Here is a 24757-nt window from a genome sequence, read left to right as displayed (position 1 = left end):
AATGCCAACCTGTTTATCTATTAGTTTTTTATGATACTTTCAACACTTTTTGTTATTTTTCCTGCAATATAAGGATCATTCATAGTGTAAATGTGAATACCCTCAACACCATTGGCTACTAAATCAATTATCTGGTCAATGGCATATGAAATACCTGCATCTCTCATGGCTTCCGGATTATCACCAAAACGCTGTAACACCTTTGAAAGCTTTGCCGGGATACTTGCACCACACATGGAAACCATTCTTTCTATCTGTTTCTTGTTAGTTACAGGCATTATTCCTGCCTCAATAGGAACATCAATCCCTGCTATTCTTACTTTCTCAATAAAGTCATAAAAAGCATTGTTATCAAAGAATAACTGAGAAATAAGATGGTCTGCACCTGCGTCAATCTTTTTCTTAAGATTTTTTATGTCAGCAATCATGCTTTCTGCTTCCTGATGTACCTCCGGATAGCATCCTCCTGAAACATTAAAGCCCATATTTTTTGACATAATATACTCAGTAAGTTCTGATGCATACCTAAAATCATGCTTTAATTCAAAATTAGGATTAACATCTCCTCTTAAAGCAAGAATGTTGTCTATTCCCTTTTCCTTTAATTCTTCAAGTATACTGTCAATGTCTTCCTTTGTGTTATAAAGACATGTTAAATGAGCAATAGTTTCAATACCGTATTCGTTCTTTATTTTAGAACACAGGTCTACCGTTGTTGCATTTGCAACACCTACTCCTCCGGCACCATAAGTTACACTAATAAAATCAGGATTTAACTGTTTCAATTCCTCAAGTGTCTTATAAATTGTTTCTACACCACTTTCCTTCTTTGGTGGAAAAACCTCAAAGGAAAATACTGTTTTTTTCTTAAATAAATCTGCTATATTCACTTATTTCTCCTTATCAGGGTTTGCAGCAAAACAAATTAAAACCTGCTATAAGGCATATAATTATTATGCAAACCACAAAAAATGTACTTTCTATTAATAACGATAATGTCATTCCCACTGCTAACCAGAATAAAGCAAAACCACATAACTTATGCATCTTTTTTCCTATCCTTATTGCTTATGATATATTTTATGCATTTATTGCGTTTTTTTACCACCAAATCAGGATTTTGCCCTATCTTTCGGTAATAATTTATTAATCGTTTATATTCTCATCTTCATCATAATCGTCATCATTTTTTGATGTAAACTTATTTACAATATCAGGCACCATATCAATAATTCTTGAAATTCCATCATTGTCTTTTACGCTAATAAGCTTTGATGAACCATCTTTAATAATAAGAACGGCACTAGGAGTAATTTTTCCTCCTACACCTCCTGTCCCGTTGTCACCCTTTGAAAAAGTACCGATTCCCATTCCAAAAGATACATCTGCCATTGGTAAAATAATGGTTTCACCTACCACTATAGGTTCTCCTACCACAGACTTTGTAGTAATAAACTGTTCCATTGCCTTTAATAAGTCATCTGTACTTTTTTTATTATCTGCCATATGCTGCCTCCTTTAGCTTAATTTTCTTATTACACTTCTAAGTTTCTTGTTCCAATATAATCTTAAGATATAATATCCGGCAATGCCCACCGTAACTGTACCTTTCGCCTTGATGTTGCCTTCCATTACCTTATTTTCAAAATCAGCGTTTATTCTAAAATGCTTTGGATTAATGTTAAACATACCAAATATCACGGCAATGTATCCAATGGCTTTTCCTGTTTCATCGGGATACTCAAATCCGATTTTTAAATTGCCTCTGACTTTTTTAGGTCGTATATGTTTTAATATCTTTAAAACATATTTTTTTGCAAACCTGTATGCCTCTTTTGTTATGTTTGCAGTAAGAATTTTCTTGTATCTTGCCACCTTTTTCTTTAAATTATCTAAATTTTGAAAACCTTCTTTTATTCTATTGTATATATCCTTTATTTTATCTTTAATTTTCGTAATTATTTCAGATATTTTAATTTTTTTCTTAGTTTTGTCCTTAGGCTTTTTTAAAGTTGCATCTTTCTGTTTTTCAGATACATCTTCTTCCTGTATATTTATATTAATAATATCGGGCTTGTCTTTATTATCTGCATTTCCCTGCCTGCCTTCCGTTTTTACCTGATTTTGCAATTCATCCTTACTTATGGTGTTCTCAGCAGTTTCCTTCTTTACATTATACTTAAAATCATCTTCTGATTTTTTTGAATGCTTTTCTTTTTCAGAATACCTTTTTACAGGAATTCCTAAAATTCTTAAACAATATTTTTTCCCGGTATTATTTATTACAAATCCAAAATGTACTATACCAAACAGCCAGAATGCCTTAACTGTAGCATTATATGACTTTTCATTTAAATCAGCCTTTGCCCTGTAACTAATGGGAAATAGCAATATAAGAAAGGCAAGAGTAAGTAGAACCAACAATACTATACCTATTATTTTTAAAATCAAAAACAAAATATGTACCATAGGCTATGCTTCCCCTGCTTCCATTTTGCTCATTATATATTTCTTAACTTTAACTTCTCCCGTATCATTAAGGCAATCCATTATAATCAGCTGTATCATATCCATTGCCTCTTCCATGCCTTCAGTTATTCCCACAACTACCATGTCTGAATCCCGATACCACTTCTGATTTAAAATATTTGACGGGTATATTTCCAATGTATCGTAGTCATTTTGTGGCAAAGTGATAACGTACTTATTTAATTGAGGTTTTCCATTTTTTATTTTTCTTATAACCTGTCTTTTTTTATCCAAAAGGTTATATCCTACATATAAATCTTCGTACCATCTCATATACCACTCCTGCTACAACCTTAAAGCTAAGCCTGCATTATACCATTTAAAATTTCTATACACGCCAGCTTTTCAGCCTTATCGTTACATGTTACCAGTGTATTGTAAATAAAATCCTGAAGTTCACTTATATTATTAAAGAATATTGGAAGTTCAGATATTGCAGCGGACAAAACCGCTCTGTTTACTGCCTTTTCGTTATCCTTAAATAACTTAGCGTACTCATCACATAACTCCTTTTTCTTAGTTTCAATGTAATCTTCATCAGCAACAGAATTATCCGGTTCTTTCTCCATCTCCACAAACATACTGTCAGAATTTAATTTCGGAAGTCTATACACAACCTCATAAACCTCGTCAAGCTGTAGCTGAGAAATGGTTTCCGAAAAACTCTCCTTTATCTGGTCTGTTATATCATAAGAAGCAAGCAACGGATAAATCTTTTCCTGCTCCCCTTCTAACATAACAAACATATCCTCTATTTCTTCTAATGTTTTCGGACTGAATTTGTTCATAAATAAAAGGTTGGTATCCTTTATTATTTCCACGCAGCCTTTTACTATATTGTCATTTACGCAAAACTCATTGGTATACAGCACTAAAAGCAAATCGTTAAGGATTTCCTGTATCATCATTGCCCCGTCCATCTGTTCATCAATATATGCGGCAATTTCTGAAAGAATATCCTTTGCCTCTTCGTACTGCTCATTTGTAATTTCCTTAAAGTGTATGTCCTTTAACTGTTTAAAGGCTTCTGCCAAATATGGATAGCTTTCCTCCATGGATGCTGTTTTTTCAAGCATGGAGGAACTTTTTATCATATACAGGAAATCATCCACGCTATCTTTTGTACTTCCATTGTATATAGACAAACCGTTTGAAAGCATATCATAAAACTTACTTTTAGTTAGTTTTAAAGGGAGCTGACCTACAACATCTTTTATTTTGCTGTTGACCATCATGTTATCTTCATCTTCAAGTATATACTGCATAAGTTTTCTTGTATAATTTTCATCAGAATAGCCATCAGGAAGCTCATCATCCCTAAACCTGTATTCAACACGGTTAATAGCGTGCTCGTATATATTATACATATCCACAAAACAGGTAACATCTTTTACTTTTCCAATGATTTCATCTCTGATTTCATTTAACGTATCAATGTCTTCCGTCACGTTTTCGTTGTTATCTTTGGCGCATTTTTCTATGATACAGTTTACTTTTTTTAAATAAGAATCATAATCTGCATCCATTATTCCGTCGCTTTCCTGTTTCACAACGTAATAAGTATAATAATTCATGGCAAGTCTTATAAAGGCATATTTATTATTTATTTCCATAAATTTACCATAATATTCCTTAAGACCGCTTTCTACGTTTCTGTTTTTTAATAAATCTCCAACTATCTTCTTCATAAAAGCCTGCTCTTTACTATTTTTATTTCATAATATCGCAGAAATCAAAGGTTGCAAAGTAATCTTTAGGTGTTTCTGCTCTTCTGATCATTTCAACACTGCCGTCTTCCTTTAACAGCAATTCAGCTGAACGTAATCTGCCGTTGTAATTATACCCCATAGCAAATCCGTGAGCCCCTGTGTCGTGGATGTATATATAATCTCCCATATCAATTTTTGGAAGTTTTCTGTCCACTGCAAATTTATCGTTATTTTCACAAAGCGAACCTACAACATCATATACATGGTCGCATGGTGCATCTTCTTTTCCTAAAACCGTTACATGGTGATATGCCCCATACATTGCCGGTCTCATAAGGTTTGCAGCACATGCATCTACCCCAATATATTCCTTGTAGATATGCTTTTCGTGAATTGCCTTTGTTACCAAAGCACCATATGGTCCCATCATAAAACGTCCCATTTCAGTGTATATTGCCACATCATCCATGCCTTCCGGTGTAAGGATTTCTTCATATACTTTTCTGACACCTTCTCCAATAGCCATAATATCATTTGGCTTCTGATCCGGCTTATATGGTATACCAACGCCACCTGAAAGGTTAATAAACTTAATATTTGCTCCTGTTTCTTTTTTAAGAGTAACTGCCAACTCAAATATTGTTTTGGCAAGCATTGGATAATATTCATTTGTTACTGTATTACTGGCTAAAAATGCATGAATACCAAAATTCTTTACACCCTTTGCCTTTAAAATCTTAAATGCCTCTGTAATCTGGTCTAAGGTCATTCCATATTTTGACTCTCCCGGATTATCCATAATGCCGTTGCATACTTCAAAAACTCCACCCGGATTGAATCTGCAGCTTACAGTTTCAGGAATACCACATTCCTTTTCCATAAAATCTATCATTGTTATATCATCTAAATTAATAATTCCCCCAAGGCTGTTGCAGTAAGCAAATTCCCCTTCCGGTGTTTCATTAGATGAAAACATGATTTCGTCATTTCTAAGTCCTAACTTGTCTGCTATCATTAATTCTGTATATGATGAGCAGTCAACTCCACAGCCAACTTCAGCTAACTTCTTTATGATAAAAGGATTAGGGGTTGCCTTTACTGCAAAATACTCTCTAAAGCCCTTATTCCATGAAAAAGCCTCATATACTTTCTTTGCATTGTCGACAAATCCTTTTTCGTCATAAATATGAAATGGTGTAGGATATTTCTTTACAATTTCCTGTACCTGTTCAAGTGTAATAAATGGTTTTTTAGTCATTTTCAGTCCTCCTGGTATCTTTTTTTGTGTTTATTTATCTGCCATAAATATCGCATAAGTATCTTAATCTTTCGATTTTATCATGGCTAAATTGTCCATTTAACATTCTCCATCTCCAATTTGTCCCCATAGATGACGGCAGATTCATTCTGCCAATATGACCTACCTTAAGTACGTCCTGCATCTGGAATATAACAAGATTTGCAACGCTTTCATATGCTGTTTTAAAAACTTTGTCAACTAAATCTTCTATACTTCCGTTTCTGCATTCCATATATTCCCTTATGTAGCCTAATTCCCAGTGCTGCATTCCTGAAAAATACCCAACCAAAGTATCATTGTCATGGGTTCCTCCATATGCCACAACATTTGGAATCCAGTTATAAGGAAGATGGTCATTTTTTCTATCTCCGTCAAAGGCAAATTCCAGTACTTTCATTCCCGGATACCCTGACTTTTCCAGCACTTCCACAACCTCAGGCATTTTAACGCCTAAGTCTTCTGCAATTATGCTTTTACCGTTAATGGATTCATCGATTGCCTTAATTAAATCCATTCCCGGTCCCTTACACCACTTACCGTTTCTTGCGTCATTATCCTCAGCAGGAATGGCATAATACTTAACCGTTCCTATAAAATGGTCAATACGGATAACATCATAAAGATTTGCTGAATGTTCCATTCTCTTTCGCCACCAGCTAAAGTCATCTTTTTTGATTTTATCCCAGTCATAAAGAGGATTTCCCCATCTTTGACCTGTCTCAGAAAAAGCATCAGGTGGAACCCCTGCCACTTTCTTTGGTTCTAAATCTTCGTCTAACTGGAATACTTCCGGATTCTGCCACACATCAGCAGAATCCATTGCTACATAAATAGGGATATCTCCAATAATTTCAATTCCCTTTCCGTTGGCATATTCTTTTAACTTATTCCACTGCTTATAAAACATAAACTGAATAAATCTGTAGTAATCTATTTCTTCAGCTAATTCCTCTTTATATAGCTGTAAAGCCTTTTCTTTTCTGAATTTAATATCATCATCCCAGCTTTGCCATGCCATGTAATTGAATTTCTTTTTACATGCACAATATAGACAATATCCATCAAGCCAGTACTCATTTTCTTCTAAGAAGTCCTGATATTCCTCTGTTCCCAAATGCTTGCTGTTATGATATGCCTCTCTTAAAACAGTAAATCTTGAATTATACATCATTCCATAATCTACATACTGTTCTTCCATATTCCATCTGAAACTTTCAACGTATTCTCTTGTTAAAAGTTCCTCTTCAATAAGCATATCAAGGTCGATAAAATAAGGATTTCCGGCAAATGCCGAAAACGATGCATAAGGACTGTCCCCATAGCTTGTAGGACCAAGAGGCAATACCTGCCAGTATTTCTGTCTTGCCATTACAAGATTATCCACAAATTCGTATGCACTTTTTCCAAAGGTTCCTATACCGTACGGTGACGGTAAACTGCTAACCGGCATTAAAATTCCGGCGCTTCTGCTAAAATTTTCCTGCATTTTATTCCTTCCCTTTATTTATGTTCGTGAGTAAAAAGATGATCCTGACAATATTCCTTATTTCCACTGCACTTTGAACAATATCTAAAAGTAAGATTAGGGTCATCTAACTCTGTTCTTCCACATATATAGCACTTATGAAGTGCTCCATTTTCATGCTTTACAGGTCTTGCCTGACGTACCGACTGCCTGTATTCATGTCTTCTTTTTACCTGTTTAGGATTAAACCTGCTTTTATTTCGTGTTTTTAACCAGTAAATCAAGAAGTTAAGAAGTGATACAACAATTAGTACCGTAATAACTATTGCCACAACTGTTGTATTATTCTTAAATGCATCAAAAATATCAACTAAAAGAAAGGCTCCATATAAATATCCCATCCATTTAATCTTTATTGGGATAATAAAATACAATAGCAGCTGCTCCTCCGGATATGTTGCCGCAAATGCCAGAAAAATTGACATATTAACATAATAAGTGCTTACGCAGCTTCCAAACACTGCTCCAAAATAGTAGGTATAATCTGATATTCCATAAGCTGTCATTTCACTAAACGCAGATGTTGGAAGTATGCCAAAATATACCATTCCCATTAAAATTCCATATAATACCAAAGCACCTAATATGGTAAATATAAATCCCGAAAAAATAAATACATTGTATCTGTAAGTTCCCCATGCTCTTTCTAACCCCTGACCTAACTGGTAGTACAGTAAAAGCATGATAATTGTAAATATGGAAAGCTGTTCCGGTGGCATTAAAATCCATGTGAATATTCTCCACACCTGTCCCCTGAATATCCAGTAGGGATTAAATGCCAGAAATGCCGATATTTCCGGGCTTATTATCTGTAACATATACCCGATGATATAGGCCACAATCAAATATACTGACAAATTTTTTATTGCATATTTTCCATATTTTCTCTCAAAATTTGATGCCATATAAAATGCTCCTGTCTAATATGTTAATCTTTTCTATAATCCAAATTACAGTATAAATTCTACACCTGTGTTTGTCAAACTACTTTATACTTTGTATTAATATATTTTATACATTTCACCAAAAATTCATTATTTATACTCACCCACATAATATAGTTTAGTTGTTTTTTTCATGTATTTATATTATAATAGGAAGTCGTTTTGAGAATTATTTTCAATATTTTAGACTATTTATGTCTTATTTAGGCATTTTTATATGAATTAATTGGAGGATTAAATGGATAATAATTATTACACTCTGGGTATTGATATTGGCTCTACTACAGTTAAAATTGCCATATTAGACCAGAATAAAAATATGGTGTTTTCAGATTATGAAAGACATTATGCTAATATTCAGGAAACCCTTGCTTCACTGTTAAAGAAAGCACAATCACAATTAGGAAATGTGGAACTTGCCCCTATGATTACAGGCTCCGGTGGTCTTGCTTTGTCTAACCATCTTAAAGTTCCATTTGTTCAGGAGGTTGTGGCAGTTGCTTCTGCCCTTGAGGATTATGCACCTCAAACTGATGTTGCCATTGAGTTAGGTGGCGAGGATGCCAAAATTATATATTTCACTAACGGTATTGAACAGCGAATGAACGGTATCTGTGCCGGTGGTACAGGTTCTTTTATTGACCAGATGGCTTCTCTTTTACAAACTGATGCCTCAGGTTTAAACGAATACGCAAAAAATTATCAGGCTATATATCCTATTGCTGCAAGATGTGGTGTTTTTGCCAAGACAGATATTCAGCCTCTTATTAATGAAGGTGCCACAAAGGAAGATCTGGCAGCTTCTATTTTTCAGGCCGTTGTTAATCAGACTATTTCCGGTCTTGCATGCGGAAAACCAATTAGAGGAACCGTTGCATTTTTAGGTGGTCCATTACATTTCCTGCCGGAGCTTAGAAATGCATTTATCAGAACTCTGAAACTTGATGATGAACATATTGTAGCACCACAGCATTCACATCTTTTTGCTGCTACAGGCGCTGCCCTTAATCACAATCCAAATGTAAGAATTAATATTTCTGATTTGTATGAGCAGCTTTCAAAGGGTGTCCGGATGTCTATGGAAATCAAGCGTTTAGACCCTCTTTTTAACAACGAAAATGAATACAATAAATTTATAGAAAGACATAATAAAGCTACTGTAAAGAAAGGTGACCTTACTACATATACAGGCAATTGTTACTTAGGAATCGATTCAGGTTCTACTACAACCAAAGCTGCTTTAGTCGGTGAAGACGGTACTTTACTGTACTCATATTACAGTGGCAACAATGGAAATCCTTTGGCAACCATTATTGAGGCAGTAAAAGATATTTATAAAAGTCTTCCTGACGATGCTAAGATTGTCCGCTCATGTTCTACAGGTTATGGTGAGGCTTTAATTAAGGCTGCACTGCTTTTAGATGAAGGTGAGGTTGAAACTGTTGCCCATTATTATGCTGCAGCATTTTTTGAGCCACAGGTTGACTGCATTTTAGATATTGGCGGTCAGGATATGAAATGTATCAAAATAAAGAATAATTCTGTTGACAGTGTTCAGTTAAATGAAGCCTGCTCATCAGGCTGCGGTTCTTTCATTGAAACCTTTGCCAAGTCATTAAATTACAGTGTACAGGATTTTGCAAAGGAAGCCTTGTTTGCTTCTAATCCTACTGATTTGGGAACGAGATGTACCGTATTTATGAATTCAAATGTTAAGCAGGCCCAAAAGGAAGGTGCCAGTGTTGCCGATATTTCAGCAGGGCTTGCTTATTCCGTAATAAAAAATGCCTTGTATAAGGTTATTAAAATTACTGATGCTAAAGACCTGGGACGTAAAATCGTAGTTCAGGGTGGTACTTTCTACAATAATGCCGTCCTTAGAGCTTTTGAGAAGGTTGCTGACTGTAAGGCTATCAGACCTGATATTGCAGGTATTATGGGTGCTTTCGGTGCTGCCCTTATTGCAAGAGAACGTTACAAAGGTGAAGAAACAACCATGCTCAATTTGTCACAGCTTGAAGCTTTTTCTTATGAAACTTCCATGACGAGATGTAAAGGTTGTACCAATTCATGTCTTTTAACAATTAATAAGTTTTCCGACGGTCGTCGTTTCATAAGTGGTAACAGATGTGAAAAGGGTATCGGTGGTCAGAAAAACAAGGAAAACATTCCTAACCTTTTTGAATATAAGATGCACAGAATATTTGATTACGAACCTCTTGATGCTGACAAGGCTCCACGGGGTGTAGTTGGTATTCCACGTGTTTTAAATATGTATGAGAATTTTCCATTTTGGGCAACATTCTTCAAAAATTTAGGATTTAGTGTTATGCTTTCACCTGTTTCATCCCATAAGATTTATGAAATGGGAATTGAATCCATTCCTAGTGAATCAGAGTGTTATCCGGCGAAACTTGCTCATGGTCATATTGCATGGTTGCTTCAAAACGGAGCTAAATTTATTTTCTATCCTTGTATTCCGTACGAGAGAAATGAAACTCCTGATGCCAACAATCATTACAATTGTCCAATTGTTACATCCTATGCAGAAAATATAAAAAATAATGTTGAGGAATTAAATGACCCTGACATTAATTTTATGAATCCTTTTATGGCACTGACTAATGAGGATACCATCACTTCACGATTAGTTGAGGAATTTACCAAGGCATTTGGCATTAGTGAGACAGATATTAAGAATGCTGCTCATCTGGCATGGGAGGAATTACTTGCTTCTAGATCTGATATGGCTAAAAAGGGTGAAGAAACATTAAAGTATATGGAAGAAACAGGCAAACGTGGCATTGTTCTTGCCGGTCGTCCATATCACATCGACCCGGAAATCAACCATGGTATTCCTGAAATGATTAATTCCTATGGCCTTGCAGTTTTAACTGAGGATTCCATTTCACATTTAGCTGATGTGGAAAGACCTTTAATCGTATCTGACCAGTGGATGTATCATTCAAGACTTTACAAAGCTGCCAACTATGTTAAGACCCGTGATGATTTGGATTTAGTTCAGCTTAACAGTTTCGGATGTGGTCTTGATGCTGTAACTACTGACTGTGTCAGTGACATATTGACTAAGTCAGGAAAAATATATACTGTTTTAAAAATTGACGAAGTAAACAATCTAGGTGCTGCAAGAATCAGAATCCGTTCTCTTCTTGCTGCTATCAGAGTTCGCAATGAAAATCATTTTGAGAGAACAATTCAGCCTTCATCAATTAACAAGGTTGAATTTACAAAGCAGATGTATGATGACAAATATACTATTCTTTGTCCTCAGATGAGTCCTATTCACTTCAAAATGCTTGAATCCGCCCTTAATTCATGTGGATACAATTTTGAAGTAATGCCAAGTAACAAGTCCTGTATTGATGTAGGACTTAAATATGTTAATAATGATGCCTGCTATCCTTCACTTATTGTTGTTGGACAGATTATGGAAGCGTTGCTTTCAGGTAAATATGATTTGAATAAGACAGCGGTTATTATCACCCAGACCGGTGGTGGCTGTCGTGCTACAAACTATATTGGTTTCATTAGGCGTGCATTGGAAAAAGCCGGCATGGGGCATATTCCTGTTTTGTCCTTAAGCTTTACGGGAATTGAAACTAACAGTGGCTTTAAGATTACTCCTCTCTTTGCCGTAAAAGCAGTTGAAGCTGCCATGTATGGTGATTTGTTTATGAGAGTTGTATATCGCACCCGTCCATATGAAGTAAACGCAGGTGAAACTGACGCCCTTCATAAAAAATGGGAATATAAATTATGTAAAGAATTATCCGATAAACATTTTGGCATTCATCGTTTCCGCAAGAATATGAAGAAAATTGTTGAGGAATTTGATGCCATACCTGTCATGGATATCAAAAAGCCAAGAGTTGGTATTGTAGGTGAAATTTTAGTTAAGTTCTCTCCTACTGCCAACAATGATTTGGTTAACTTACTTGAATCTGAAGGTGCTGAGGCTGTTATGCCTGACCTTGTGGATTTCTTCCTTTACGGATTTAGAAATGCTACATTTAAGTATGAAAAGTTAGGCTTTAGCAAAAAATCTGTTTACATTAATAATTTAGGTATTAAAGCTCTTGAATGGATGAGAGGCTCTGCCAAGAAGGCTCTTATTAAGAGTAAGCATTTCACTCCTACTTCTGATATTTGGGAAATGAGTGAAATGGCAGAAAAGGTTGTTTCCATTGGTAACCAAACCGGTGAAGGTTGGTTCCTGACAGGTGAAATGCTTCACCTTATTCATGATGGTGTACCTAATATTATTTGTACCCAGCCATTTGCCTGCCTGCCAAACCATATTGTAGGTAAAGGTGTTATTAAAAAGCTTCGAGCCATGAATCCTGATGCTAATATTGTAGCTGTGGATTATGACCCTGGTGCCAGCGAAGTAAACCAGCTTAACCGAATCAAGTTAATGCTTGCTACAGCTAACAAGCGCTTAAAAAACCAGGAAGAAACGGAAAAAGGCAAAGTTAAGTAAGTTCCGGTAGGAATGTTTTTTGGGTGAGCACGATTTTGTGAATATATGTTTGATGTTTTTAATCTTATAGCTGTGGATTTTGATGTTTTTTAAATTTTGTGGCTGTGGAATTAGTGATTTCTCTGCAACATTCTAGCGCAAATTGTCTCTTTTTCGGCTTGTAACAAAGCAAATCGCATAAAAAAGCAGATTTTTCTATTACACATAGAACAATCTGCTTTTTACTTATAATCATATTTATAACTAACTTCTCTACAATTTTGTATTTCCAATACTCAAACTCATTATTTTCATAATTAATATATCATTCCCTATATATTCTCAATCTGCCAGTCTATCGGCTCCACCCCATTGGCTACCAAAAATTCATTTGCCTTGCTAAAGTGTTTGCATCCAAAGAATCCACGATATGCAGACAACGGACTTGGATGTGGTGCTTCTAAAATTAAATGCTTAGGATTGGTAAGCATTGCCTTCTTACGTCTTGCAGGTGTTCCCCACAGAAAATATACAATAGGTCTGTCCTGTGCATTTACAGCCTGTATAACTGCATCTGTAAACATTTCCCAGCCATGTCCCTGATGGGAATTTGCCTGATGTGCCCTGACAGTTAAAACAGTGTTTAACAGCAAAACACCCTGGTCAGCCCATTTTTTTAAATATCCGTTATTAGGGATATAACATCCCAAGTCATCATGCAATTCCTTATAAATATTTACAAGTGATGGAGGAATGTCATTTCCCGGCAATACTGAAAAAGACAAACCATGGGCCTGATTAACATTATGATACGGATCCTGCCCCAACAGTAAAACTTTCACATCCTTAAGTGGTGTGAAATGAAATGCGTTAAAAATATCATCCGCCGGTGGGTATACTATTGTCTTACTATATTCGTCCCTTACGAAATTATATAAATCTTTATAATATGGCTTTCTAAATTCCGTAGATAAGGGTTCTACCCAGTCATTAGTAATCATTCCCATATTTCTATCTCCTTATATCTAATTTCAAAACAATTTTTCCATTTTCATGTCAGATTTCCGGAATTTTAATGCTTATCTTTGTATCTGACCAAAACAATTTTTAATACCTATTTTTCCAAAATTTCGTTAATAAACAATCTGTCATTAAAAACCTGTACTGCTCTTTTATCTATTTCCAATTCAAAATGTTTTGAAGTAAGCATTTCTCCATCCACATTAAATGTGTAAGGTTCCTCACAATCTACCGTAATCTTTGAATCTTTATATTTCTTAATAGCCTTGTCATTTTCATGTTTTCCCCGGATTAATTTTAAAAGCACAGGCAATATTTTAATCTTAGACATTTTTTCCACAACATAAATATCAAACATTCCATCATCTAATATGGCATGAGGAGCAATTCTAAAACCTCCGCCATAATATTGTCCGTTGCACACTGCAAAAATAGTGCAATAATTACTTACCGTTGTTTCACCCATTGATATCGTAAGTTTCTTAAATTTGTACTTAAAATAAGTGTATACAAGACTTACATTATATCTCTGACTTACCGGAACCCACTTTTTATTCCGAATTACTGACACATTATTTGCCACATCTGCATCCAGTCCCACACATGCTAAATTAATAAAATAATGGCTGTTAATTTTGCCTAAATCAATGTAATGAATTCCTGACTCAAAATTTCTTAATGTCTTATCAAAATCATTTCCACTACCTGTAGGTATATTCCCAAGAATCTTATTTTTTGAGCCTACAATACCGTTTAAAACCTCGTTAAGACTTCCGTCACCACCAACTGAAAAAATTACACACTCTTCGTCAGGAATCTGAGATGCCATTTTCTTTGCCTCGCCTTTCCTTGATGTGTATATAATTTCATAAGGAATTTCCCTTACAATACAGGCTTCCCTTATGTTTTTTTCAATCCGGCTCTTATCTATTTTTCCACTTTTAGGATTAATAATAAAATAATACTTCATGATTTTTCTGCTGTATAACCTAAAATTATCAGATTCTCACAGACACTCCTTTTTCATCAAGATAATGCTTCAAATCCATTATTTCCAATTCCTTATAATGAAACAGCGATGCTGCCAATGCTGCATCTGCATGACCTGTAGTAAGAGCATCATAAAAGTGCTCCTTACTTCCGGCACCACCTGATGCAATAACCGGAATAGAAACATTATCTGCAATAATTTTTGTCAGTTCAATATCATAACCTTTTTTTACTCCATCACAGTCCATACTTGTTAGGAGAATTTCCCCTGCGCCTAAACGGTCTGCTTTCATCGCCCATTCCACGGCGTCCATTCCCATATCAACACGACCACCGTTTTTGTATATATTCCAACCTGAGCCGTCTTCTCTTCTTTTGGCATCAATTGCCACCACCACACACTGACTGCCAAACTTATCTGCCGCCTCGCTTATAAGATTAGGATTCATAATGGCTGATGAGTTAATAGAGATTTTGTCTGCGCCTTCCCTTAATAAAGCCTTAAAATCATCAACTGTTCTTATTCCTCCACCAACTGTAAAAGGAATAAAAACCTGCTCAGCAACCTTTCTAACCATGTCCACAACTGTTTTTCTATGGTCACTTGAAGCTGTAATATCTAAAAAAACCAGTTCGTCAGCTCCTGCCTTATTGTACGCCTTTGCCACCTCCACGGGGTCTCCGGCATCTCTTAAATTAACAAAATTTGTTCCCTTAACCACCCTGTTGTTATTTACATCCAGACATGGAATAATTCTTTTTGTATGCATATCATTCTCCAATCCGTACTAAAGTTTTGCAAAATTTGATAAAATCTTAAGACCTACGTCTCCGCTTTTTTCAGGATGAAACTGGCAGGCGAAAACATTGTCCTTTTCAACTGATGCATGAATATGGGTAACATATTCCGTACTTGCCTTAACCATTTCCTCATCCCTTGCCTTTAGATAATAAGAATGAACAAAATAAACATATGCATTTTCTGCAACACCGTCAAATAATCTTCCATTATTTGTAAGTTCCAGTGAATTCCAGCCAATATGTGGAATCTTATATCCCGGCTTATCCGGTATTCTTAAAATATTTCCCGGTAAAATTCCCAAGCCACTGACTCCCGGTGTTTCATCACTACTTTCAAATAATAACTGTAGCCCTAAACAAATCCCTAAAAATGGTATTTTTTTATCTACCACATCATATATGGTATTTACCAGATTATAATCCTTAAGTTTATTCATTGCATCACCGAAAGCTCCTACTCCCGGCAAAACCACTTTATCAGCGGATAAAATTTCATCGCGATCTCTTGAGAGAACTGTTTCTTCACCTAAATACTGAAATGCCTTTTCAACACTTCGTATATTTCCCGCATCGTAGTCTAGTATCGCTATCATATGTCTAACCTATTTTCCTTCCTTCGGATTAATCCTGCTGTCTAATTCAAACCAAAATTCCACACCGTCTGCGTAATTGTTTACACCGCATCCCATACCATGCCTGTCCATAATTGCCTTAACAATGGACAAACCGATTCCGTTTCCACCGTAAGCCCTCGTTCTTGCTTTATCCACCTTGTAAAATTTAATCCAGATATTTTCAAGTTCACTTTCCGGTATCTGTTTTCCTGAATTAAACACCGATACTCTTACTATACCATTTTTTTCGGTAATTTCCACATTAATTATTTTCTTAGCATCAACATGATTTATGGCATTACTTAAATAATTGGTTATAACCTCCTCAATTTGGAACTCATCAGCCCACACGCTTACAGGTTCCCTATGTCTGAAAGTAATATTTACGCCCTTTTGCTGTGCCTTAATTCCTATTGAATTAATAACACCTTCAATAACTGACACAATATCAAATCTCTCCAGATTAACCTGAGTTCCACCAAATTCCAACTGATTAAGAGTAAGCAGGTTTTTAACCATTTTGTTCATTTTAGCTGCTTCATCTACAATTACATCACAATAATACTGAACATCCTCCGGATTGTCACTTATGCCTTCCTGAAGACCTTCCGCATATCCCTGAATCAGTGCTATAGGAGTTTTTAGTTCGTGGGAAACATTTGAAATAAACTCTTTTCTCATTTCATCCACTTCCTCTTTTTTGGCAATGTCCTTTTTCAATTCAATATTAGCTGATTTAAGTTCAGTAATTGTCTCTTCAAGCTTTTCGGACATTTCATTTATACTTTCTCCCAAAACACCCAGTTCATCTTTATAATGTCCCTGATATTTAACGTTAAAATCCAGCTTTGACATTCTTTTTGAAATATCCGCAAGGCTTAAAAGTGCCTTTGTGTACCGGTTCATAAAGAATAAAATCACAATGGTTGTAATTAAAATTACAACAACCCCAAGAATTAAATAAAACTGATTAGTTATGGCAACACTTTCCTTAAAGTTTTCAACAGACATCCTTATAACTGCAAAGTTTCCATTATCTAAAACGGAATATAACTCGTAATGCTTGTCTGATGTTACATCATCAACCATATATTGAAGTGTATAATCCTTCTTAGACTCTATAACGGTACCTTTATTGCCATTAATATTTTTTCCATAAACAAGGCTTGCCCATCTGTCTGCCAGATTTTTTCCCGGTCCATAGGAATATACCGACTGACCTGAAACATCCACAATTATCAGAGTTGCTCCGTCTGTTTCGCATATACTGTTAAGCTTGCTACTGTTTTTTGAATCCTCAAGGTCCGGATCTTTAGCCACAATTTCCTGTAATGTTTTATATACTTCCTTTATGGCAGCCTGTTTTTTATTTGTATAAAATTTTTCCATGAAAACGGTGCTGAATACTCCAATGCTTCCTACGGAAATTGCCATTATTACAATGATCAGCGCCGTGATTTTGTATCTGATTGAATGTTTCATTAATTAACCTCAAACTTATATCCCATACCCCAAATAGTATGTATGTATTTTCCACAGTCGCCTAATTTGCTCCTTAATTTTTTTACATGGGTATCTATAGTTCTGGCATCCCCAAAATAATCATAATTCCATACATTATTTAAGATATTTTCCCTTGACAATGCAAGACCTTTATTCTTTACAAAATAAGTTAAAAGTTCAAATTCCTTGAAACTTAATTCAACAATTTCACCCTTTACCTTAACTATATGGGCAGCTTTGTTTATTTCAATATCCCCTGCCTGCTCAATCTCTCCCTGGTCAATATTGTTGGTTCTTCTTAATATGGCATCAACCCTTGCAACCAAAATTCTCGGACTGAAAGGTTTTGAAATATACTCATCAACTCCCAGCTCAAACCCAAGAAGTTCATCACTTTCCTCACTTTTCGCCGTAAGCATAATAATAGGAACCTTTGATAATTTTCTAATTTCCCTGCATACTTCCCAGCCATCCATTTTAGGCATCATTACATCAAGAATAATCAAATCAAAATCATTGTTTTTGATAAATAAATTAATGGCTTCTTCTCCGTCTGCCGCCTCAACTACCTTATACTGCTTTCTTGTTAAAAAGTCATTAACAAGCTTTCTCATTCTTTCTTCATCATCTACAACAAGAATTTTCAACTGTTCCATAGCGTACCTCCATATCTTTTACATTTTATCAGTTATCCTGTGATATTACAATTTTATATTTATATTAAATAACAAATATGTGTAAAAAAAATGAATTCCTGTATCTTATCATTATGGTATGATTTAAAGATTTTTGTTTAAAATATTTCTAACATTTTTCCAATCAATTCCTGCATATTTTAATTGATGAAGTATTGTGCTTCCACCTCCACCATCTACCAAAAAATATTCATTATCTTCATGCAATATAAAACAAGTATTATAACACTCTGTAACAAGTGCATTTCCGATACCTAGCATTGTAATATTCATAGATTTTTTCCTTAATGTAGCGCCCCTCCATCGGTCAACGGTAATTGGTCGTAAACATCCTAAAAAAGGACTTTGTTCATTTTGTTTTCTACTCCAATTCTACTTTACTGTGTCAAAAACGGCATAAGATAAAACGGTTTCAGCAATAATTTTTCCTCTTTTCCAACATCTTTCTGTGACAACAAATATATGTTATGCACATTTTTTGAAAACTTCCTGTTAAACTCATTAATTGATTCATGTTTTCCCGAACCGGAAGACTTTACTTCAAAGGCATTTATTTTACTACCTTCCGAAATCAGAAAATCTACTTCATAATAATGTGTGCTTCCGGCTTTTTCCCATGTGTGATAATAGAGTTCTCTTCCTGATGCCGTAATCATTTGAGCAACAAGATTTTCATAAAGATATCCAAAATTTGCAGGTAATTTATCTGAAAGTAATTTTGCATATACATCATTTTCCGTTACCGGTCTGTCAATAAACATTAACGTCACAAATAATCCCGTATCTGAAAGATACAGTTTATAACTATCAAAATCCTTTGTGTCTGCCAGGCTGACTCTTGGATCCGTCGAATTATAACATGGCAAGACAGTTTTTGAGTCAATCAGCTCATATATCAATTCATCTGCCCTGGTATTATTTTTCTTTCCTATAGCAGTTGTGATTCTGTATTTACGCAAATCTTTTGCTAATTGAGCCGGAATCGAATGATATAACGCTGATATTCTTCCGGATGAATCAATCTTTTTAAAATCCTCTTCATAAAGAGATATTATCTGTCGTTTCACCATATCAATTTCTGAAAAGTTTTTCCCTTCTATATATGCTTCCACCGCCTGCGGCATACCTCCTACAGCCATATATACTCTTAAGTCCCTCATTAATTTGCGATTTGTTGCCTGTCCAATAGCTGAATTCATATGATAAATTTGCCGTAAAAGTTCATAATTATTTCCGGCTGCCATGCAAAATTCTTCATAATCCATTGGGTAAACCTGTATTTTCATTTCCTCTGATGGGACAAGAATATCTTTTACATTTTTCTTTATTGAAATTAAAGAACCTGTTTCCAAATAACTATATCTTCCATCAGATACAAGATGCTTTATTGCCTGTCTGGCTTTCGGAAAAAGTTGAACCTCGTCCAAAATAATCAATGATTCATGTTCATATAAAGTTATTCCTGTTTCCGCCTGTAATCTTAGAAAAAACATATTCAGATTTCCTATGTCATTAAAACAATCCCTTATGTTATCTGTTGTTTTTGAAAAATCGATTAAAATATATGACTTATATTCATTCTGCGCAAAATGTTCTGCAATTGTTGACTTTCCAACTCGTCTTGCACCTTCCAGTAAAACTGCATATTTTTCCGAATATTTATCTTTCCAGTCCAACAATTTTCTATACACTTTTCTTTCAAAATACATCACATACCTCCTAAGCTTAACTATATTAAATCATGAAATATGCATTTCTTCAAGATTGTTTTTCCTTATTTTGTGCTTTTCTTCAAGATTATTTATCTTGATTTTGTTCCTTTCTTCAAAATTATGTGCTAAAATTCGTTATTTTCTTTGCAACGACATAATTTTATACTATTCTTCCGGTATATACCAATACGAATGAAAACCACTAAGAAATGTTAATGCATTTTTTGGTATTTGTGTAATGGCAAAATAAATATTACAAAAATCGCCTGCTCCCATTGAAATGGAAAGCACGCCTAACCATGCGAAAAATGACATTTCCGGATTTATAATGAATATCAACAATGGCAGGAAACCAAATATAAGGGTGGAAAATAAACTCATCCAAATAAATTGACCTTTAGTGCAATCTTCTGTGCTTATAACAAACAGTATCCCCCTTTTTATATTTGTATACATCAAAACATCCCCCTTCATCCATATGGCATGTAAAAACTCATGAGGCACTAACACAAGTAACGATGCTATTATTCCCCAAAAATTATATTCTGCTCCTGAAAGAAAAATAAAAATTAAACCAACTATGAATATTCCACATGCAATTCCGTTGGCGATAATTGCAAACTTATTTATATCAGGTTCTTTAAATTGAACTGCACCTTCTTGAACCCGCGTAGGCAAGCTCTGTTCCCAGGTGCCTGCGTGCTTCATAAGGATTCCTCTCACCTTCGGTGTGTTGCCCCTACTTAATACAAATAACGTTTTTGAAAATATGCAACACAAAATACAACCATAAATAAAAAAATCCCCTTTAAATAAGGGGATATAAGAGTGTAGCAGACGCATTAAAAGGCGAACTCCGTTCGCAGGCGTCTGCGTGCTTCATACGGATTCCTCCCACCTTCGGTGGGTCCCTCCTTATGAAAACTAGTGGACTAGATGGGAGTCGAACCCATGTCCAAAAACCCTTCCATCGTTCTTCTACTATCATAGCTGATTATTTGACATTCCCTCTGACTGACGAAAAACAGCATCCTTCAGTCTTCAGTAGCTTCATGTTACTCCCACATACTCAAAGCTTTGTATATAGGGTTCCCTACAAGTGTCGATGCCTGAATCTAAGCCGTAGGCCTCTTAGATCAGACAGCTGCAACTAGGCAGCGTATGCTAAATTATCTTCAGCGTTTAATTTTAATTTGTGATTTGACGCATCACCTGCGGATAGCTTCACCAACTTCCAAATCCCTGTCGAAACCAGTACTAGCCCTTAATTTAATTGTATGAGTATACTAAACCAAAATATTAAAAATGTCAATGGCATATTTGCATCTCTTACTACATATAATACTTGTGGAAATGTTTCATCCTATACTTTGGAGGTAATAAATGTTTAATTTCAAAAAAATCACACTTTTAAAATTTACCATTTTAGGGATTATATTTACGGTAATTACCGGAACCTTATTGCATTTTGTATATGACCTGTCTAACGAAAATCCTGTAGTGGGACTTTTTGCACCAATTAATGAAAGTGTGTGGGAGCATTTAAAACTCCTTTTTTATCCTGCTACCTTATGGATTACCATAGGCTATAAGAAATTTGGCAAAAACAATTGTAATTACCTTTTTCCTGCCTTTTTAGGAGTGGTATCGGGACTTATTACAATTCCGGTACTTTTCTACCTTTACACATTTATTCTAAAAAAAGATATTTTAGTTTTGGATATTCTGATTTTCATAATAGGTGTAATTGTGTGTTTTTCAGTATTCTATTTTGCTCAAAAAAATTATAACTTCTGCTTTATATCAAATAAAAAAGTAATCCTTTTGTGGGAGATTGTGTTTATACTTTTTATACTTTTTACAGTATACCCACCGGCTCTCCCACTATTTAAGGATTACTCTTAATTATTTGTCTTTTCTTGATATAAACCAGTATGCCACACCTGTCATACATCCGCCTAAGATATTACCTAAAGTTACAGGCAACAGATTTCCTACGAAAAATCTGTACCATGTAAGGGATGATACATCCACACCACAATTACCGTACTTCATGTTGGCAAATATACCACCACTAATATATCCCATATTTGCAACGCTATGCTCAAAGCCGCAGACTACAAATACAAAAATCGGGAAATACAGAGCTGCAATCTTTCCACCTGCCGTTTCAGCCATAAGTGTCATCATAACTGCCACACAAACTAAAACATTACATAAGATACCTCTTGTAAATGCATCAGAAGCCCCAAGGGATGCCTTAGTAACGGCAATATTAATAACTCTTGTAGTCATGGCATTATCAAAGGACGAATATACATGACCTATGGTTATAATTCCTGTAACCAGCATTGAACCTAAAAGGTTTCCAATATAAACTACCACCCAGTTTTTTATCATGGATAAAAAGCTTATCCTTTTGTCTAACAAAGATATAACCAAAAGGTTGTTACCTGTAAAAAGCTCCGAATTGTTTAACACCACCATGGCAAGTCCTGCCGGGAATACCAGTGCCATAAGCATTCTTGCTATAGAATGGTTATCGACGGTTGCAGCTACAATAGATGAAGCTGTTCCTGCCAATGAAATAAACATACCTGCCATAATTGATAAAACAAGCATTCTTCCTATAGGCATATTAACCTTGTTTATGCCACTTTATGAGTATTTTATAGTCGCATCTTTTGCTGTAATCATAATTTCCTCCTGATGTTCATTAATAAATAATATTGCCGAACCTTTTTCATTTTAATTGACCACAGCATATTATATATTTTTAATAAGATTAATTCAATTGTTTCTCGTCCCTTTTTTGCACTTTTTTAAGAGTAATATAGAAAATGACCCCATTATCAGTATTTTCAAAACCATATTCTGCATTATGCAACTTTGCAATGCTCTTTACTAAGTACAATCCCAGTCCGCTTCCCTTTTGTCCATTTAAAGTTTCATTTACATCTCCGCTATAGAAAATATCCCATATTTTGTCTTTATATAATTCATCTATATGCTTTCCCATATTCTCCACTTCAATACGGACTGTTTCATTTAAATTCAAAACCCTTACCGTAACCTGTGATTTTTCATCACTGTGCTTAATTGCATTAGACACATAATTTGATACTGCCTGCTTTAAAAGCTTTCCATTTATTTGTGCATAAGTATCAATATCGTATTCTTCTCTCAAAACAATATGATTTGAGTCAAACAGCTTTTTATATTCACTGCATATTTTCCTTACCACATCACTGACATTTTCATTTTTCACTGTGAGATTTTCATTTTCATATTGAACTGAAAAAATAGAAATCATGTCATTTATCATCTGGGACATATTTTCTGTCTCCTCAATAATTGACTTACAATATTCTTCTCTTTTCTCTTCATCATTTAAATACTGTATCATCTCCACCTGGGTAGAAATAATGGCAAGAGGTGTTTTCATTTCGTGGGAAACATTGTTTACAAACTGCTTCTGAATATTTTCCGCCTGCTCTTTTCTTGCAATTTCCTCCTCAAGAATTTCTATCTGATTTCGTATCTGACTAATCATAGTATTAATACTCTCCGCCAAGCCCGAAAGTTCCTTAAATTCCTGATTTTCATCTATTTTTACATTGTAACCGTTTTTAACAGCCAGTCTTGTATTTAGTTCAATCTGCTTTATCGGTTTACTAATACGGTTAGCAATAATCATTGATACAATCATTCCTATTGCAGCGGCAATTAAAACTACAATGGAAAAGAATATTGCATAATATGAAAAGAGTATATTCTTTGTTGTTTTTATTTCATATATGTAGACATAATATTTATGGTTCCCCTGTTTTATTATGCCTCTTCCTTTTATACGTCTTTTTCTATTAATAGTTTTAAATTCATCTTCATCAAATCTGTTAACCTTATCAATAATTCCCCCTTTAATTTTTGCCTTTGCACTTCTTCCATCTATTACTGCGCCTTTTCCCTTACCGTTAGCTGATACATAAATCTGCCTGAAATTTTCATCTGCAATAACAAATCTAAGTTTTTGCTCCTCAAAATTTACGATGTTAGAATCTCCATCTTTTAGTTTTTCTAAATCCTTCTCATGCAATCTGTTAAATGCCTGATTCATCAGTTTCATTTTGCTATTATAGTAATATCCCTGTGCTCCTGATAAAAACAGAATCAAAATCACACCTAAAACCACCACAAGCATTATTCCCTGAAACAGTACCATTTTCCCCTTAATTGATTTAATCATTATTCCACCTCAAATATATATCCAACACCATAAATTGATTTTATATAACTTTGGCAATCACCTAATTTTATTCTAATCTGCTTAATTATTGTATCAACGGTTCTATAGGTGCCATCGTATTCTTCACCCCAGACCGCATTTAAAATCTGTTCTCTTGTTAAAGTAACTTTTTGATTCTTAAGCATAAAACGCAAAACATCAAACTCCTTAGGAGTTGTTACAAAATACTTACCATTTACATATGCCTTTCTTGCAGCACAATCTAACTTAATGGCTCCTGCCTCTAATTCATCCACTATTGTTTCAGGTTTCGTTACTCTTTTTAATACAGCCTCGATTCTTGCTTTTAATAAAACCAGCATGAAAGGCTTTTTGATGTAATCATCAACACCGTTTCCAAAACTTTTTATCTGTTCATAATCTCCTGATTTGGCAGTCATCATTATAACCGGAACTTCAGACAATTCACGTATTTTCTTTAACACATATTGTCCGTCAAATACAGGTAGCATTATATCCAATAACACTAAATCAATTTTCTTAATGTTTTCTTCAAAAACTTTTATTGCACATTCTCCGTCTTTTGCCTCTAATATTTCGTAATCATAAATTTTTAGGAAATCCGCAACTGTCATTCTTAATTTGTCTTCATCCTCAACAATTAATATTGTTTTCTTATCCATCTCGTA

At 34.8% G+C, this 24757-nt stretch carries 20 protein-coding genes, 1 other RNA gene and 1 pseudogene; 1 reads left to right on the top strand and 21 read right to left on the bottom strand.

What is annotated here, in order from left to right:
• Positions 1–20 precede the first annotated feature (20 nt).
• The 8 genes from metF to DWW68_RS00535 form a co-directional block, all read right to left on the bottom strand.
• Complete coding sequence (gene metF / locus DWW68_RS00570) at positions 21–890, bottom strand: methylenetetrahydrofolate reductase [NAD(P)H] (RefSeq protein WP_118588504.1); 870 nt, start codon at positions 888–890, stop codon at positions 21–23.
• A 256-nt stretch (positions 891–1146) separates the two neighbouring features.
• Positions 1147–1506, bottom strand: a complete 360-nt coding sequence (locus tag DWW68_RS00565) for a GerW family sporulation protein (RefSeq protein WP_021952844.1) — start codon at positions 1504–1506, stop codon at positions 1147–1149.
• Between the two features lie 12 nt (positions 1507–1518).
• Positions 1519–2469, bottom strand: a complete 951-nt coding sequence (locus tag DWW68_RS00560; protein ID WP_118588503.1) for a DUF2953 domain-containing protein — start codon at positions 2467–2469, stop codon at positions 1519–1521.
• Between the two features lie 3 nt (positions 2470–2472).
• Positions 2473–2802, bottom strand: a complete 330-nt coding sequence (locus tag DWW68_RS00555) for a hypothetical protein (protein WP_118588502.1) — start codon at positions 2800–2802, stop codon at positions 2473–2475.
• A 26-nt stretch (positions 2803–2828) separates the two neighbouring features.
• Positions 2829–4217 (bottom strand): hypothetical protein, encoded by a 1389-nt coding sequence (locus tag DWW68_RS00550; protein WP_118588501.1) that lies wholly within the window; start codon positions 4215–4217, stop codon positions 2829–2831.
• A 22-nt stretch (positions 4218–4239) separates the two neighbouring features.
• Positions 4240–5496 carry a diaminopimelate decarboxylase gene (locus DWW68_RS00545; protein WP_021952840.1) on the bottom strand — a complete coding sequence of 419 codons (1257 nt, stop codon included), beginning with the start codon at positions 5494–5496 and terminating at the stop codon, positions 4240–4242.
• 34 nt (positions 5497–5530) lie between these two features.
• Positions 5531–7024: a 4-alpha-glucanotransferase gene (malQ, locus tag DWW68_RS00540; protein ID WP_118588500.1), complete on the bottom strand. Its 1494-nt coding sequence runs from the start codon at positions 7022–7024 to the stop codon at positions 5531–5533.
• Between the two features lie 14 nt (positions 7025–7038).
• Positions 7039–7968, bottom strand: coding sequence for a hypothetical protein (locus tag DWW68_RS00535; RefSeq protein WP_118588499.1), 930 nt, complete (start codon positions 7966–7968; stop codon positions 7039–7041).
• Between the two features lie 277 nt (positions 7969–8245).
• Between DWW68_RS00535 and DWW68_RS00530 the strand changes: the two genes are divergently transcribed.
• Positions 8246–12508, top strand: coding sequence for a 2-hydroxyacyl-CoA dehydratase (locus DWW68_RS00530; protein WP_118588498.1), 4263 nt, complete (start codon positions 8246–8248; stop codon positions 12506–12508).
• A gap of 311 nt (positions 12509–12819) precedes the next feature.
• Here the strand turns inward: DWW68_RS00530 and ung are convergent, their stop codons facing one another.
• The 13 genes and pseudogenes from ung to DWW68_RS00460 form a co-directional block, all read right to left on the bottom strand.
• Positions 12820–13494, bottom strand: a complete 675-nt coding sequence (ung, locus tag DWW68_RS00525; protein WP_118588497.1) for a uracil-DNA glycosylase — start codon at positions 13492–13494, stop codon at positions 12820–12822.
• A 107-nt stretch (positions 13495–13601) separates the two neighbouring features.
• Positions 13602–14477 (bottom strand): diacylglycerol kinase family protein, encoded by an 876-nt coding sequence (locus DWW68_RS00520; RefSeq protein WP_021953202.1) that lies wholly within the window; start codon positions 14475–14477, stop codon positions 13602–13604.
• Between the two features lie 28 nt (positions 14478–14505).
• Positions 14506–15267, bottom strand: a complete 762-nt coding sequence (hisF, locus tag DWW68_RS00515; RefSeq protein WP_118588496.1) for an imidazole glycerol phosphate synthase subunit HisF — start codon at positions 15265–15267, stop codon at positions 14506–14508.
• An 18-nt stretch (positions 15268–15285) separates the two neighbouring features.
• Positions 15286–15891 carry an imidazole glycerol phosphate synthase subunit HisH gene (gene hisH / locus DWW68_RS00510; RefSeq protein ID WP_021953204.1) on the bottom strand — a complete coding sequence of 202 codons (606 nt, stop codon included), beginning with the start codon at positions 15889–15891 and terminating at the stop codon, positions 15286–15288.
• 9 nt (positions 15892–15900) lie between these two features.
• Positions 15901–17394, bottom strand: a complete 1494-nt coding sequence (locus DWW68_RS00505; RefSeq protein ID WP_021953205.1) for a HAMP domain-containing sensor histidine kinase — start codon at positions 17392–17394, stop codon at positions 15901–15903.
• A complete protein-coding gene (locus DWW68_RS00500; RefSeq protein ID WP_021953206.1) occupies positions 17394–18071 on the bottom strand; it encodes a response regulator transcription factor in 678 nt (225 codons plus the stop codon). Before DWW68_RS00500 ends, DWW68_RS00505 begins: the two co-directional genes overlap by 1 nt.
• Positions 18072–18212: 141 nt before the next feature.
• Positions 18213–18383, bottom strand: a pseudogene (locus DWW68_RS00495) (MBL fold metallo-hydrolase); the annotation flags it as partial.
• 104 nt (positions 18384–18487) lie between these two features.
• Positions 18488–19819, bottom strand: coding sequence for an AAA family ATPase (locus DWW68_RS00490; RefSeq protein ID WP_118588495.1), 1332 nt, complete (start codon positions 19817–19819; stop codon positions 18488–18490).
• A 168-nt stretch (positions 19820–19987) separates the two neighbouring features.
• Positions 19988–20530: a DUF3267 domain-containing protein gene (locus tag DWW68_RS00485; protein WP_158576771.1), complete on the bottom strand. Its 543-nt coding sequence runs from the start codon at positions 20528–20530 to the stop codon at positions 19988–19990.
• A 217-nt stretch (positions 20531–20747) separates the two neighbouring features.
• Positions 20748–21086, bottom strand: a transfer-messenger RNA (tmRNA) gene (gene ssrA, locus DWW68_RS00480).
• Positions 21087–21727: 641 nt separating this feature from the next.
• Complete coding sequence (locus tag DWW68_RS00470; protein WP_279220096.1) at positions 21728–22474, bottom strand: formate/nitrite transporter family protein; 747 nt, start codon at positions 22472–22474, stop codon at positions 21728–21730.
• 133 nt (positions 22475–22607) lie between these two features.
• Positions 22608–24068: a HAMP domain-containing sensor histidine kinase gene (locus DWW68_RS00465; protein WP_118588491.1), complete on the bottom strand. Its 1461-nt coding sequence runs from the start codon at positions 24066–24068 to the stop codon at positions 22608–22610.
• On the bottom strand, positions 24068–24751 hold the full coding sequence (locus tag DWW68_RS00460; protein WP_118588490.1) for a response regulator transcription factor: 684 nt from the start codon (positions 24749–24751) through the stop codon (positions 24068–24070). Before DWW68_RS00460 ends, DWW68_RS00465 begins: the two co-directional genes overlap by 1 nt.
• Positions 24752–24757: the final 6 nt, after the last annotated feature.

The sequence above is a fragment of the Eubacterium sp. AF16-48 genome, from assembly GCF_003479405.1.
In the GTDB taxonomy this organism is placed as follows: Bacteria; Bacillota; Clostridia; order Lachnospirales; family Lachnospiraceae; genus Eubacterium_G; species Eubacterium_G segne.
Note: the sequence above shows the minus strand (reverse complement) of the source record. Positions and strands in the feature narration are given on the sequence as shown.